General features: G+C 66.1%; 13 protein-coding genes and 1 pseudogene. 5 read left to right on the forward strand and 9 right to left on the reverse strand.

The features are described from left to right. The first annotated feature begins 25 nt into the window (after positions 1–25). Positions 26–766 (forward strand): nucleoside triphosphate pyrophosphohydrolase, encoded by a 741-nt coding sequence (gene mazG, locus VL973_RS06190; RefSeq protein WP_325283155.1) that lies wholly within the window; start codon positions 26–28, stop codon positions 764–766. A 2-nt stretch (positions 767–768) separates the two neighbouring features. On the opposite strand, the gene hflX is transcribed toward mazG, so the two are convergent. From hflX to dusB, 7 genes and pseudogenes are all read right to left on the reverse strand, one after another. Continuing rightward, the gene (gene hflX / locus VL973_RS06195; protein ID WP_325283156.1) at positions 769–2,055 is read right to left on the reverse strand and encodes a GTPase HflX; all 1,287 of its coding nucleotides are present in this window, start codon (positions 2,053–2,055) and stop codon (positions 769–771) included. A gap of 11 nt (positions 2,056–2,066) precedes the next feature. After that, positions 2,067–2,576, reverse strand: a pseudogene (hfq, locus tag VL973_RS06200) (RNA chaperone Hfq); the annotation flags it as partial. A gap of 110 nt (positions 2,577–2,686) precedes the next feature. Next, a complete protein-coding gene (ntrX, locus tag VL973_RS06205; protein ID WP_325283157.1) occupies positions 2,687–4,063 on the reverse strand; it encodes a nitrogen assimilation response regulator NtrX in 1,377 nt (458 codons plus the stop codon). Next, positions 4,060–6,294, reverse strand: coding sequence for a sensor histidine kinase NtrY-like (locus tag VL973_RS06210; protein WP_325283158.1), 2,235 nt, complete (start codon positions 6,292–6,294; stop codon positions 4,060–4,062). The genes ntrX and VL973_RS06210 overlap by 4 nt, the downstream gene beginning before the upstream one ends. 87 nt (positions 6,295–6,381) lie before the next feature. Further along, positions 6,382–7,833: a nitrogen regulation protein NR(I) gene (gene ntrC, locus VL973_RS06215; protein ID WP_325283159.1), complete on the reverse strand. Its 1,452-nt coding sequence runs from the start codon at positions 7,831–7,833 to the stop codon at positions 6,382–6,384. Continuing rightward, complete coding sequence (locus VL973_RS06220) at positions 7,830–8,915, reverse strand: two-component system sensor histidine kinase NtrB (protein ID WP_325283160.1); 1,086 nt, start codon at positions 8,913–8,915, stop codon at positions 7,830–7,832. The genes ntrC and VL973_RS06220 overlap by 4 nt, the downstream gene beginning before the upstream one ends. Further along, the gene (gene dusB, locus VL973_RS06225; protein WP_325283161.1) at positions 8,891–9,889 is read right to left on the reverse strand and encodes a tRNA dihydrouridine synthase DusB; all 999 of its coding nucleotides are present in this window, start codon (positions 9,887–9,889) and stop codon (positions 8,891–8,893) included. The genes VL973_RS06220 and dusB overlap by 25 nt, the downstream gene beginning before the upstream one ends. 91 nt (positions 9,890–9,980) lie before the next feature. On the opposite strand from dusB, the gene VL973_RS06230 reads away from it, so the two are divergent. Genes VL973_RS06230 through VL973_RS06240 form a run of 3 tightly spaced genes read left to right on the forward strand, consistent with a single transcriptional unit; the run spans position 9,981 to position 12,225 of the window. Beyond that, positions 9,981–11,141 carry a bifunctional 2-C-methyl-D-erythritol 4-phosphate cytidylyltransferase/2-C-methyl-D-erythritol 2,4-cyclodiphosphate synthase gene (locus VL973_RS06230; protein ID WP_325283162.1) on the forward strand — a complete coding sequence of 387 codons (1,161 nt, stop codon included), beginning with the start codon at positions 9,981–9,983 and terminating at the stop codon, positions 11,139–11,141. Beyond that, positions 11,138–11,677 carry a hypothetical protein gene (locus VL973_RS06235; protein ID WP_325283163.1) on the forward strand — a complete coding sequence of 180 codons (540 nt, stop codon included), beginning with the start codon at positions 11,138–11,140 and terminating at the stop codon, positions 11,675–11,677. The genes VL973_RS06230 and VL973_RS06235 overlap by 4 nt, the downstream gene beginning before the upstream one ends. Beyond that, positions 11,674–12,225, forward strand: a complete 552-nt coding sequence (locus VL973_RS06240) for a CinA family protein (protein ID WP_325283164.1) — start codon at positions 11,674–11,676, stop codon at positions 12,223–12,225. The genes VL973_RS06235 and VL973_RS06240 overlap by 4 nt, the downstream gene beginning before the upstream one ends. Here VL973_RS06240 and VL973_RS06245 read toward each other — a convergent pair. Further along, positions 12,144–12,647 (reverse strand): type II toxin-antitoxin system RatA family toxin, encoded by a 504-nt coding sequence (locus tag VL973_RS06245; RefSeq protein ID WP_325283165.1) that lies wholly within the window; start codon positions 12,645–12,647, stop codon positions 12,144–12,146. The two genes, VL973_RS06240 and VL973_RS06245, sit on opposite strands and share 82 nt — an antisense overlap. Beyond that, the gene (gene lipA, locus VL973_RS06250; RefSeq protein ID WP_325283166.1) at positions 12,647–13,576 is read right to left on the reverse strand and encodes a lipoyl synthase; all 930 of its coding nucleotides are present in this window, start codon (positions 13,574–13,576) and stop codon (positions 12,647–12,649) included. Before lipA ends, VL973_RS06245 begins: the two co-directional genes overlap by 1 nt. A gap of 106 nt (positions 13,577–13,682) precedes the next feature. Between lipA and VL973_RS06255 the strand changes: the two genes are divergently transcribed. After that, complete coding sequence (locus VL973_RS06255) at positions 13,683–14,348, forward strand: carbonic anhydrase (RefSeq protein ID WP_325283167.1); 666 nt, start codon at positions 13,683–13,685, stop codon at positions 14,346–14,348. Positions 14,349–14,382: the final 34 nt, after the last annotated feature.

Consider the following 14,382-nt stretch of genomic DNA (forward strand, 5'->3'; position numbering starts at 1 on the left):
TATCTATGCGATTGGGGAGGCCCGCTTGATCTCAAGGCTACTCGGCATCATGGCGCGGTTGCGCGATCCCGATCATGGTTGCGAATGGGATCTGGCGCAGGATTTTCGATCGATCGCGCCCTATACCATCGAAGAAGCCTATGAAGTCGCCGACGCGTGCGAACGCGATGACATGGCCGAGTTGAAGGATGAACTTGGCGATCTGCTGTTGCAGGTCGTGTTCCACAGTCGCCTCGCGGAGGAACGCGGCGCATTTGCGTTTGGTGACGTGGTTGCCGCGATCAGCGACAAGATGGAGCGCCGCCATCCGCACATCTTCGGCAATGCGCCCCATGGCGGCCATCATCTGTGGGAAACGATAAAGGCCGAGGAGCGCGCCGAAAAAGACGATCAAAGCGCGCTGGCCGGTGTCGCTGCTGGCCTTCCGGCGCTGTTGCGAGCGGAAAAGTTGCAGAAGCGCGCCGCGCGCGTCGGCTTCGACTGGCCCGATGCCGATGGCCCGCGCCGCAAGATTGACGAGGAAATCGCCGAGGTTGAAAGCGCCAGCGACGCAGCCGCTCGTGTCGAAGAGATTGGCGACCTTCTCTTCTCGGTCGTCAACTGGGCCAGGCATATGGGCGTGGATGCCGAAGCGGCGCTGCGACATGCGAACGGCAAGTTCGAGCGCCGGTTCCGAACGATGGAGGCCACCGCGGCGGGCGATTTCAATTCGCTCGACCTCCATGCCAAGGAAGACCTGTGGAACCGGGCCAAGTCAGACACATAGGATCAACGGCTATTAAACCGCTCAAAGTCTGATGGTGCCAGCCGCACGTCGTAATGCGCGCCGTCTGCGTCGATCCAGTGATCCACAACATCGCCATGCTGATACAACCACGCCGCCCCGGCGCCATCGCCGGGGTCGAGTGACAGCGTGTAGCGCCGGTGGCCTGCGGTCAGTTGCCGCGCGGCAACGTCGACCAGTCGGTCGGCCCCCTCCCCGGTCAGTGCCGACAGCGCGACGACATCGCCCCTGCCCGCCACTTCGCCCATGATCTGTTCACGCTGATCGTCGCCCAGAGCGTCGAGCTTGTTCCACGCTTCCAGGCGCGGCGTTTCCGCATCCACGCCGATCTCGGACAGCACCGACTCGACATCGGCACGCTGCGCTTCGCTGTCGGGGTGCGCGATATCGCGGACATGGATCAGCAGGTCGGCGGATATGACCTCTTCCAGCGTCGCCTTGAATGCGGCAACGAGTTGGGTCGGCAGTTCGGAGACAAAGCCCACCGTGTCGGACAGGATCGCCTTGTCGATCCCTGGCAGCGAAATCTGCCGGAGCGTCGGGTCGAGCGTCGCGAACAACAGATTTTCCGCCATGACGTCGGCACCCGTCAGGCGATTGAACAGCGTCGACTTTCCGGCATTGGTGTAACCGACCAGCGCGATCACCGGCCACGGTGCGCGCTGGCGCCGGTCGCGGTGGAGCGTGCGCGTCCGGCTGACCTGATCCAGTTCACGACGCAACCGCGCCATGCGGTCGCGGATCATGCGACGGTCGGCCTCGATCTGCGTTTCGCCGGGACCGCCGAGAAAGCCGAAGCCGCCGCGCTGCCGCTCAAGATGGGTCCAGCTTCGCACCAGGCGCGACGACTGGTAATCGAGATGGGCAAGTTCGACCTGGAGCCGCCCCTCGGCAGTGCGCGCCCGCTCCCCGAAGATTTCGAGGATCAGGCCGGTGCGGTCAATGACCTTGCAGCCCAGCCCCGTTTCCAGATTGCGTTGCTGAACCGGGGTCAGCGCGCTGTCGAACACTGCCAGCGTCGCGCCCAGTGTCTCGACCTTTTCACGCAGCGCTTCGACCTGTCCGCCGCCGATCAGAGTCGCGGGGCGCGGCGTCCGCACGCGAAGCGGAACGCGATCGACAACCTCGATCCCGATCGCGGCGGCAAGGCCCGCAGTTTCCTCCAGCCGGGCATCGGCGTCGCGCGACGCGCCGCCCTGATCGGGCAGGACGACGATCGCACGCGCCCCGCGCGCGAACTCGTCGGCATCACGGTCGAAACCGCTTCCCATCGAACGCTCGCTCAGGTCGCGTCGCCTTGCGCCTGTTCCTCGGCAAGGTTCAGCGAATTGGCGGGCTGAATGGTGGAAACCGCGTGTTTATAGACGAGCTGTGACATGCCATCGCGCTGCAGCAACATGCAGAACAGGTCGAATGCAGCGATCTGCCCCTGCAACATCACGCCGTTGACAAGGAACATGGTCACATGCTCCTCCTGACGGCGCACCGCGTTCAGGAAAATGTCCTGAAGCACCGGATTGCGGCTGCCATTTTCGGACACGCTCTGAATGATGGGCGACAGGTCGATATTGCCCGCCGGCATGATCGTGGAAATCGCGTGCTTGTAGATCAGCTGCGACTGACCATCGCGGCGAAGCAGGACAGAGAAATTGTCGAACCAAGTGACAATGCCCTGTAATTTCACGCCTTTCACCAGGAACATGGTCACTGGGGTTTTTGCGCGGCGAAGTGCGTTCAGGAACTGATCCTGGAGCGAGGTCTGCTTTTCGGCCATTTGACGGTCCCTTGTTCTTGGCGGGCATTTACCCGCTACGCGCCGCTTTTACGGCGTCGGTCGCGCGCCACGGCGGCGCGTTAGGTCAAGGTAGGATGGAACCGGTGCCGCGTCCAGCACCGCCGCCATCATTCCTCGCGCGTTTCGGTGATGCCGAGCAGCTTGAGCTTGCGGTGCAGGGCCGAGCGTTCCATGCCGATGAAGCTGGCGGTTCGGCTGATATTCCCCGAAAAGCGTCGGATCTGAACGCGCAGATATTCACGTTCGAACGTCTCGCGTGCTTCACGAAGCGGCGTGCCCATGATCGCGCTGGCGCCAAGGCCACTGGTATCGCGTGCCGATTGCAGCACTTCGGGGGGCAACAGGTCGAGGTCGATCCGGCCGATGCGGTCGCCCGGCGCAAGGATGACCGTGCGTTCAACGACATTCCGCAACTGGCGCACATTGCCCGGCCACTCATAGCTTTGCAGCGCGACCATCGCGTCCGGCGCGACTTCGGGGGTCGGCACGCGACGATCGGCGGCATAGCGCGCGACATAATGCTCGACCAGCGGCGGAATATCCTCGCGCCGGTCGGTCAGCGGCGGGATGACGACGGGCACGACGTTCAGGCGGTAATACAGGTCCTCGCGAAACCGCGCTTCGCCGATTTCGACCATCAGATCGCGGGCGGTGGCGGACACCACGCGGACATCGACCTTGACCGTGCGGGTGCCGCCGACGCGGTTGAAGCTCTGATCGGTCAGCACGCGAAGGATACGGGCCTGCGTCGCGACGGGCATGTCGGCAATCTCGTCGAGGAACAGCGTCCCGCCATGCGCCTGTTCGAGCAGGCCGGGCCGCACCAGGTCGCCGGCCTCTTCCACCCCGAACAATTCCTCCTCGACCCGGTCGGGCGTCATCCGGGCGGCGCTGACGATGACGAACGGAGCGCCCGCGCGCTGGCTCCAGGCGTGGAGCAGCCGGGCGGCGACTTCCTTGCCGACGCCCGGTCCGCCGGAGATCAGGACGCGGCTGCCCGTCGATGCCACGCGCTTCAACGTCGCGCGGACGGTGTTGATCGCATTCGAGCTGCCGGTCAGGTCGGTGTCGCGCCCCACCGACGCGCGCAGCGTCTCGACCTCGCGCTTCAGCCGTTCGGTCTCGGTCGCGCGCTGGACCATCAGCAGCAACCGCTCGGCCTCGAACGGTTTTTCGATGAAGTCGACCGCACCACGACGGATCGCGGCGACGGCGGTGTCCAGATTGCCATGGCCCGAAATCACCAGCACCGGCAGCGACGGGTCGCGGCGCTTGATCTCCTCCAGCAACTCCAGCCCGTCGAGGCGCGAGCCGTGCAGCCATACATCGAGCAGCACCAGGCTGGGGCGGCGCGTCGCGATCGCTTCCAGCGCGGCGTCGCTATTGGCGGCGGCGCGCGTCTGATATCCCTCGTCCTCCAGCACGCCGGCGACCAGTTCGCGAATGTCTCGTTCGTCGTCGACGACCAGTATGTCGAGGCTCATGATGCGGGGTTCCGGGTTCTTGTCAGCATGTGGAGGCGGTCCTGATCGTCCGCCGGTGCAGGATCGGCTTCGTCGGGCGCGGCCAGCGGCGCCAGCGCGGCGGGGTCGAAGGCCAGTGTCACCACCGTGCCGCCGCCGGGCCGGTCGGTAAAGGCGATGCTGCCCAGATGCTCTTCGACAATCTTCTTGACGATCGCCAGGCCAAGGCCGGTGCCGCGGCTGCGCGTCGTCATATATGGCTCGACGATGCGGTCGCGTTCGACCGGCAGGCCGACGCCATTATCCTCGATGCTCAGCGCGACCCGGCCATCTGCCTCGCCCAGCCGCATGACCACTTCACCGGGGGGCAGGTCGTCGCCCTCACGCGCGGCGATGGCTTCGGCGGCGTTCTTGACGATGTTGGTCAGCGCCTGGCCGATCTGCCGGCGGTCGCAGACCAGGGTGACAGGGGCGTCACCCACATCGGCCATGCGAAAGCTGATACCGGGATTGCCCACTTCGTGCAGGAACAGCGTCTGGCGTGCAATGTCGAGCAGCGATTCACGCCGGAACACCGGCTTGGGCATCCGCGCAAAGGACGAGAACTCGTCGACCATGCGGCGCAGGTCGCCGACCTGGCGCACGATCGTTTCGGTCAACTGGCCAAAGATGGTGTCGCCCGATTCGACATTGCGGCCATAGCGCCGCTGCAGGCGTTCGGCGGCGAGTTGGATCGGGGTTAGCGGATTCTTGATCTCATGCGCGATGCGGCGGGCGACGTCGGCCCATGCGGCGCGGCGCTGGTCGGCAAGCTGCTGGGTGATGTCATCAAAGGTCAGCACCGGTCCCGCGGCATCGCGCGTGATCTTGACGGCCAGCGTCCGCGCTTCGCCGCCGCGGGTCAACAGGACCACGGCTTCGCGCTGCGCGTCGGCGAGCAGCACATCGAGTTCGGGCGCGATATCCACCAGCGGGCGACCGATGACGCCGGCCTCATCGGTCTGGAGCAACGTCGCCGCCGAACTGTTTATCAACCGGACACGCCGCTCCGGCCCGATCGAGATAACTCCGGCGGAAACGCCCGACATCACCGCCTCGATCAACGCGCGCCGGTTTTCCGCCTCCGCATTGGCGGCGACAAGCGCGCCGGTCTGTTCCTTCAACCGTTCGGTCATGGTGTTGAAGGCGCTGGCGAGCGTGCCGACTTCGTCCATCCGCTTGGGCTGATGGACGCGGGCGTCGAAATTGCCGCCCGCGACGCGCCGCGCCGCTGCCACAAGGTCGTTGACCGGGCGCACCAGTCGATCGGCGATCGCCAGCGCCGCGAACACCGCCAGGCCAACGATGAACAATGAAATGCCCAGCAGCGCCAGGTTGAAGCGCAACTGGAGCATTCGTGAGCGTTCGCGAAGCGCCCGGTAATCGGCCACCACGCCCTCGGCGCGTTCCTTGCGCTGCATCAACTCGCGCGCCCCGACAACGCGGCTTGATGCCACCAGATATTGTGTGCCCGGCACCGGCGCGATCGACTGGACCCGCTCCCCACTGACGATCACGACGCTGGGGCGGCCGTTCAGGACGGCGCGCGCATCCTCGACCCGGATGCTGCTGGCCAGCCCGCGCTCATACGGGTCGAGCAACGCAAAGGTCAGGATTTCGCCCTGCGGCGACACGCCGAACACGATCGATTCGGCCAGGCTGCGTTGCAGCACGCTCTGGGCATAGGTCGACACGAACTCTTCGGTGTCGAAATCATAACCGCTCGACAACAGATTGGCGACATCAACGCCGACGGCGATATTCTCGCCATCGACCCAGCGCGTCATCTCGACATAGGATTCATTGGCCAGCACCGCCGCGCGTTCGATCATGTCGCGCGCCCGGTCGGAATACCAGAACTCGACACCATATTGGAACAGGATCGACGCGACGATCGTGACGAGGATCATCGGCACGCTGGCCAGGACCGAGAACAGCGCTACCAGCCGGACGTGCAGCCGCCCCTGCCCGCCGCCCTCGATTGCCGCCGCCCGGCGGATGGCGATGCGGCGCCCCACCAGCACCAGCAACGCGACCGCAGGCACCAGATTGGCGACCATCAGCACCGCGACCAGCGGCGGCGTCAACGGACGCGGCGATGCCGGGTCCGCCGTGATGATGAAATAGGTGCCGATGCCGATCGCGATCGCGGCAGCCAGCACCGCAAGCTCGACAATCGGCATGACGATCGGCCGACGGCGAGGCTCGGACATCAGGCGTTCGGATTCGACGGCCACCATCGTTGCAACGATACAACGTCGGCGTTGCCGCGAAAACACATTCTTTGGTTCATTTGATCGCTAGACGCTCACGCTTCGGCGAGTAGGATCGATGCCCAGCGTATCCAGCCGCTTTCGCAACGTATTGCGATTGATTCCCAGCATCCGCGCGGCGCGCAACTGGTTCTGTCCGCACCGTGCCAGCACCGCCTCGATCAGCGGCCGCTCGACCTCGGCGATGATGCGTTCATACAACGAACCGTCATCGAACGCCTGCGGATTGTCACGGGCAACGCGCGCCAGCCACGCGGACACAGCGACAGCCAGATCGGGATCGGCGTCGATTGTCGCGATGGCGGGCGGCCCGCCCTTGCCCATGTGCGCGCGGATTTCCTCGGCATCGATCGTCGCGTCGCGGGCCAAAGCAGCGGCGCGGCGCATCAGATTTTCCAGTTCGCGAACATTGCCGGGCCAGTCATGCGCCTCCAGCAACGTCAGCGCGCCGCGATCAATGCCCTTGCGCGGCAAGCCGTTCTCGGCCGCGCGGTCGAGAAAGTGTCGCGCCAGCAGCGGCACATCCTGTCGCCGGTCGCGCAGCGGCGGCAGGCTGATCGGCACGACGTTCAGCCGGTAGAACAGATCCTCGCGGAACGCGCCCTGCTGCACCGACATGGCCAGCGCCTTGTTGGTCGCGGCGACGATGCGGACATCGGCGCGAATGGTGCGCGCCCCCCCGACGGTGGTGAACTCGCCCGACTGGAGCACGCGCAGCAGCCGCGTCTGCGCCTCCATCGGCATGTCGCCGATCTCGTCGAGGAACAGCGTTCCGCCCGTCGCCTGCTCGAACCGGCCGGCCACGCGCTGCGCCGCGCCGGTGAAGGCGCCGCGTTCGTGGCCGAACAACTCGGCCTCGATCAGTTCGCGCGGGATCGCGGCCATGTTGATCGCGACGAACGGCGCGCGGCGGCGCGGCCCCAGCTCGTGGATCGCGCGCGCGACCAATTCCTTGCCGGTGCCCGATTCGCCCGAAATCAGGACGGTCAGGTCGTTGGCAACCACACGCGCGACGATGCGATAGACTTCCTGCATCGCAGGCGACCGCCCGATCAGCAGCCCCCCACCCTCCTCCGCAGGTCCCAGGTCGACCGGTCGCGCCACGCGCCGCGCCAGTGCGCCCTGCACCGCATCGGCCAACGCGGCGAGGTCGAACGGCTTGGGCAGATATTCGAACGCCCCCGCCTCGGTCGCGCGAACGGCGGTGGTCAGCGTGTTCTGCGCCGACAGCACGATGATCGGCAGGCCGGGATAATCGCTGGTCAGTGACGTCACGACGTCAAGGCCGTTGCCATCGGGCAGAATCACGTCGGTCACGAGCACATCGGGCAGCCCGCGCGCGATCTCGGCACGCAGCTGCGACAGGCTGGCGACGGTTTCGACACGGTGGCCCGCGCGCCGCAGCGCCTGCGCGATGACGGTGCGAATCGCGCCATCGTCATCGCACACCAGGATGCGCCCCAACTGCGCCGCGCTCATTGTTCGGCCCGTGGCAACAGGATACGCAGCACCGTGCATTCGGGTTCTCCCTCGCGGGTATAGGCAACGATGCCGCCCATATCGCGCACCAGCTTGTCGACCAGCGACAGGCCCAGCCCCTGCCCCTCCGGCTTGCTCGACACGAACGGGTCGAACAGATGCTCGGCGATATCGACCGGAGCGCCGGGGCCGTTGTCGACCACGCAGATTTCGATCGGCAGCTTCTGTCGCGGGCGGCCCGGTGCAGCACTGGTGGACATGCCGTGGCGATAGGCGGTGGTGATCTGGACCAGCGGATCGGGCCGCCCCGCCACCGCCTCGGTCGCGTTTTTCAGCAGGTTCAGGATGACCTGAACAAAGCGGTCGCGGTCGACCTGCACCGGCGGCAGCGACGGGTCGAAACGCTCCTCCACCGGCACCGCGCGCGCAAAGCCCGCTTCGGCGACGCGACGGGCGTGGGCAAGCAGCGGATAGATGTTGGCCCCTTCCAGATTGGGTGCGCGGGTGTCGGTGAAATCCTGCATCCGGTCGATCAGCGCGGCGATGCGGTCGACCTCGGTCGTAATCAGTTCGGTCAGCTCGACTTCGCCGCCGCTCGCTTCCAGCAACTGCGCGGCGCCGCGGATGCCCGACAACGGATTCTTGATTTCGTGCGCCAGCATTGCGGCGGCGCCCATCGCGGCTCGGGCGCTGCCCCGCTCCCCCACGGCGTGGCGGCGCGACGCGGCGGCATCGTGCAGCGTGACGACGCGCCAGCCCGGCCCTTCGGGCAGGACGGTTTCGTTCATGTCGACGCGCACCCGGTGCCCGCGCCGCGTCACCAGTTCGGTATCGAACAGCGCCAAACCGCCGCGATCACGGCTGCGCGCATATTCCTCCGGCAGCGTCAGCACCTGTGTCAGACCCAGCCCACGCATCGAACGTTCGGACTGGTTGAGCAGCAGTTCGCACGCGCCATTGGCGAACAATATGCAATCGCCGGGATCGAGCACCAGCACCGCAACCGGCAACGCGGCGAACAGGTCGGCGAAACCCGGCGCGTTGTCGGCAGCGGCGCCTATGCCGCCGCGCGCGAACGCCACGGGGCGTAGAACTCCGCCAGCATCGCCTGCACGACACGCGGATCGGCCTGCTGGTTCACCTTGTTGCGAAACTCCGCCGATCCGTGCAGCCCGCGCGTATACCAGCCGATATGCTTGCGTGCCATATTGACGCCGGTTTCACTGCCATAATGGCTGAGCATCATGTCGTAATGCTCGGCAATCAGGTCATACTGCGCCTCGACCGACGGGTCGGGGATCGGTCCGCCCCCGGCCAGCTCGGCCATGACCTGTCCCAGCAGCCACGGCCGACCATAGGCGCCGCGCCCGATCATCACGCCGTCCGCGCCCGATTGCGCCAGTGCGGTGCGCGCATCCTCGATCGAACAGATGTCGCCGTTGACGATGACGGGTAGCGTCACCGCTTCCTTGACGCGCGCGACGAATGCCCAGTCGGCGCTGCCCTTGTACATCTGGTTGCGGGTGCGGCCATGCACGGTAATCATCTGTGCGCCCAGGTCCTGCGCGATGCGCGCCAGTTCGGGCGCGTTCAGGCTGGTGTGATCCCAGCCCATCCGCATCTTGACGGTCACGGGCACCTTGACCGCCTTGACCGTCGCGTCGATCAGGCTGGCCGCCAGCGGCAGGTCGCGCATCAATGCCGAACCCGCGTCGCCATTGACGACCTTTTTCACCGGGCAGCCCATGTTGATGTCGATGATCGCCGCCCCGCGATCCTCGTTCAGCCGCGCCGCCTCGGCCATTTCGCGAGGCGAGCAGCCCGCGAGCTGCATCGACACCGGCTCCTCAACCGGGTCCCAGGCCGCTTTTTGCAGCGACTGGCGCGTTTCGCGGATCATCGCCTGGCTGGCGATCATCTCGGTGACGTTCAGCCCTGAGCCGAAGCGCCGCACGATCTTTCGGAACGGCAGATCGGTGACGCCGGTCATCGGCGCGAGGATCACGGGGTTGTCGATCCGCACCGGGCCGACCTGGATAGGAGCGAGCATGGTCATTGACTTGCCTGAAAAACGGGCAGCATCTAGCCCAAGGGCCGGGGCCTGGCAAGGCTGGCGGGGGCGAGGCGATTAAGCTAGGCGGCGCGGGATGGACCGAGCCAAGACCGCCGCCCTGATCGTCGCCGCCGGCCAGGGCACCCGCATGGGCGCGCCAAAGCAGTTCCGGCTGCTGGGCGGGCGTGTGATGCTGGCATGGAGCCATGCGACCTTTTCCGCACATCCGGGCATCGACCATGTGCTGGTCGTGATCGCCGATGGGCAGCAAGCCGCGCTGGCCGAGGCGCTGGGCGACGTTGCGTTCGTCACCGGCGGCGCGACAAGGCAGGCATCGGTTCGAAACGGACTGGTCGCGCTGGCCGCGGCGGGTTTCGACCGGGTGCTGGTGCACGACGCCGCGCGCCCGTTCGTGCCCGATCGCGTCATCGACGCGCTGATCGCAGCGCTCGATACCGACGCTGGCGCGACCCCCGCGCTGCCGGTTGCCGATACGCTGGCGCGCGGGATCGACGTGCTGGGCGACACGGTCGATCGCAAGGGGCTGTATCGTATCCAGACGCCGCAGGCCTTTGCCCTGGCGGAACTGATCGCCGCCCACGACGCTTGGCCCCATGATGCCGATGCGACCGACGACGCGCAGATGCTGCGCCGCGCGGGTCACGTCGTCGCTCTGGTCGAAGGAGACCCGATGCTGGAAAAAATCACCTGGCCCGCCGATGCCGCGCGTGCCGAAGCCATGCTCGGCGCACAGATGGTCAGCCGCAGCGCTTCCGGCTTCGACGTTCACCGGCTGGAGGCGGGTGAGGAATTGTGGCTGGGCGGCATCCTGATCCCGCATGACAGGGGATTGTCGGGGCACAGCGACGCCGATGTTGCGCTGCACGCGATCACCGACGCATTGCTCGGCACCATTGCCGCTGGCGATATCGGCCAGCATTTCCCGCCCAGCGACCCGCAATGGAAGGGCGCCAATTCAGCGCAGTTCCTGGAACATGCCGCCGCGCTCGTCGCGCAACGGGGCGGCGTCATCGACTTTGTCGACCTGACCTTGATGTGCGAAGCGCCGAAGATCGGTCCGCACCGCGAAGCGATGCGCGCGCGCATCGCCGACCTGCTGCGGCTGCATCAGAATCAGGTCAGCGTGAAGGCAACCACGACCGAGCGGCTGGGTTTCACCGGGCGCGGCGAAGGGATCGCGGCGCAGGCGCTCGCCACGGTTCGCGTGCCTGTTACTCGGGAGAACGGCGCATGAAGGCGATTTCCGTTCTGGGCGCGGCATTGACGCTGATGGCATTGCCCGCGAGCGTCGCGGCGCAGACACGCTCGGCAGCGACGTGCCTGACCGAGCGGGAGGGTGAATCGGTGCTGCTCTACCTCGCGCCCGATCTGCTGGCGCAGACTAATCGCATCTGTGCGCCGATCCTGCCCGCCAACGCTTATCTGCGGCGATCCGGCGCAACCTTGGGCCAGCGTTATGCCGGCGTGAGCGCCGAGGCCTGGCCCGCCGCCCGGACCGCGATCGCCAAAATTGCCGGACCGGACGTCGCGCCGCTGCTTGACTCGGCGTTTGCAGCGCCGGCGGTCGCCTCGCTCGTCGCACCGCTGGTCGCGGCCGAGATCACGGCATCGGACTGCCCGCGGCTCGACCGCATCCTGTCGCTGATGGCGCCACTCCCGCCGCGCAACGTCGCGGGACTTGCCGTCGCTTTTCTGCAACTTGCCGGGGATCGTGATCGCAAGGCCGGTCGTCGTCCCGCACTTCCGATCTGTGAGGTCCAGCCGCGATGACCGATCAAGCCACGATGCTGCCCGAAAAACTGGTCGAACTGGCGCGTCGCGTCGTTGCGGAAAACAAGGCTGCCGGGCGTCGTGTCGCGCTGGCCGAAAGCTGCACCGGCGGCTTGGTCGCGGCGGCGATTACCGAGATTCCCGGCTCGTCCGAAGTGCTCGATGCCGGTTTCGTCACCTATTCCAACGATGCCAAGCGCGTCACGCTGGGCGTCAGCCTCGACGTGCTTGAAACATTCGGCGCGGTGTCGATCGCGGTGGCTTGGCGAATGGCGCAAGGCGCGCTCGAACATTCAAGCGCCGATGTGGCGGTCGCGATCACCGGCATTGCGGGGCCGGGCGGCGGCACCGACAAGAAACCGGTCGGCACCGTCGTTTTTGCCAAGGCGGTGCGCGGCGCCGACCCGCGCGACATCCACGCCGATTCGCGATTGTTCGAGGATAATGGCCGCGCGGGCGTGCGGCTTCAGGCCGCGTCGTGCGCGCTCGAACTGCTGTTGCCGGGCGCCGCCGAACCCGAGGCGTCGGCTGAAGAACCCGCGCCGTAAAGCGTAGCGGCGCGTTCCTCGAACGCGCCGATCATCTTGCGAAGCGCGCGGTCGAACACCTGCCCGGCCAGCATTTCGAACATCCGGTTCTTGAACTGGAAATCGACGCAGAAGTCGACCATGCAGCCGCCCTGCCCGTCGGGCCGGAACGTCCAGTCATTGTTCAGGTATTTGAGCGGCCCGTCGAGATAATCGACCCGGATATGGCCGGGCCGTTCCTTTTGCACGCGCGACGTGAAACTCTCACGCAGGCCCTTGAAGCCGACGATCATGTCGGCGACCATTTCGGTGTCGCTGTCCGATCGCACGCGGATGGCGCTGACCCACGGCAGAAATTCGGCATAGCGACCGACATCGGCCACCATGTCGAACATCTGCTCGGGGGAATAGGGCAGATGCCGCGTCTCGTTGTGTCTGGGCATCAGGCCTTGACGCGCGCCAGCTTCGCCTCGCGATTGGCGCGCAGGCGTTCGAAATCCTCGCCCGCATGATAGCTCGACCGGGTAAGCGGCGACGATGCCACCAGCAGGAAACCCTTGGCCCGCGCGATCGCTGCATAGGCATCAAACGCCTGCGGCGTCACGAAATCCTCGACCCTGGCGTGGCGCGGCGTGGGTTGCAGATATTGGCCCATCGTCAGAAAATCGACATCGGCGGATCGCATGTCGTCCATGACCTGATGCACTTCCAGCCGCTGTTCGCCCAGGCCAAGCATGATACCCGATTTGGTGAAGATCGACGGATCGTGCTTCTTCACGCTCTCCAGCAGCCGCAGCGACGCGTAATAGCGAGCACCTGGCCGGATCGTCGGATACAGGCGCGGCACGGTTTCAAGGTTGTGGTTATAGACGTCAGGGCGCGCCGCGACGATCGCCTCGACCGCAGCTTCCGCCTTGTTGCGGAAATCGGGGGTCAGGATCTCGATCGTCGTCCTGGGTGTATTCCGGCGCAGCGCCTCGATCACCTTGACGAACTGGCTGGCGCCGCCATCGGGCAGGTCGTCGCGGTCGACCGATGTGATGACGATATGCTCAAGGCCCAGCTCTGCGGCGGCGACGGCGGTATGTTCCGGCTCCAGCGGATCGACCTTGCGCGGCATTCCGGTCTTGACGTTGCAGAAGGCGCAGGCGCGCGTGCACACATCGCCCAGGATCATGACGGTCGCGTGTTTCTTGGTCCAGCACTCGCCGATGTTCGGACACGCCGCTTCCTCGCACACGGTGGCGAGGTTCAGGCGGCGCATCAGGTCCCGGGTCTCGGCAAAACCGGTCGAGGTCGGTGCCTTGACGCGGATCCAGTCGGGCTTGCGCGAACGGGGCGCGCGGGGGGCAAGCGCGGGGCTGTCGGTCATGGGCGGCAGATAGCCTTCGCAATGCTTTGATACAATGGGCGGCGGAAACGGTGCTAAATGTGCTGCGTTGGAACCTGTGATTCCACCCAAGCTAGAGAGGAGACAGATGACTCATTTCGCTGAACTGGTCGACGGCTATCACCGCTTCCGCACGTCCGACCTGCACCGCCAGCATGAACGCTGGCAATCGTTGCGCGAGAAGCAGGAGCCGAAGGTGATGATTATCGCCTGCTCCGACAGCCGCGTCGAGCCGGCCCAGATCTTCGACACGCTGCCCGGCGAGATCTTCGTCGTTCGCAACGTCGCGGCGCTGGTGCCCCCGTTCGATGACGATGGCGGCCGTCACGGCGTGTCGGCGGCACTGGAGTTCGCCGTCACCAAGCTGAAGGTCGAGGAGGTTGTCGTCATGGGCCACGGCGCATGTGGCGGCTGCGCGGCGGCGTTGTCGAACGTGTTCAAGGACGCCGCCCCCGGTGAAGGCGGCTTCGTCGCCGCCTGGGTCGATATTCTGTCCGACGCGCGCGAGAAGGTGAAGGCTGCTTACGGCACCGGACCCGAAGCCGCGCGTGAGATGGAATATGAGGCGGTTCGCACCTCGATTGAGAACCTCGACACCTTCCCCTTCGTGCAGGACGCCAAGGCGGCGGGCCAGTTGAAGGTCCACGGCGCCTATTTCTCGATCATGGACGGCGAACTGCACGTCATGGACGAGAGCGGCGCGTTCAGCTTCCCGCAGCCGCGCGAAGTCAAGCTGCCGATCGAGGCGGCGTAATCCGATACGGCGCCCGCCACGGTGGCGGGCGCCG

Origin of the sequence: Sphingomonas sp. (genome assembly GCF_035490575.1) — a bacterium.
GTDB lineage: Bacteria > Pseudomonadota > Alphaproteobacteria > Sphingomonadales > Sphingomonadaceae > Sphingomonas.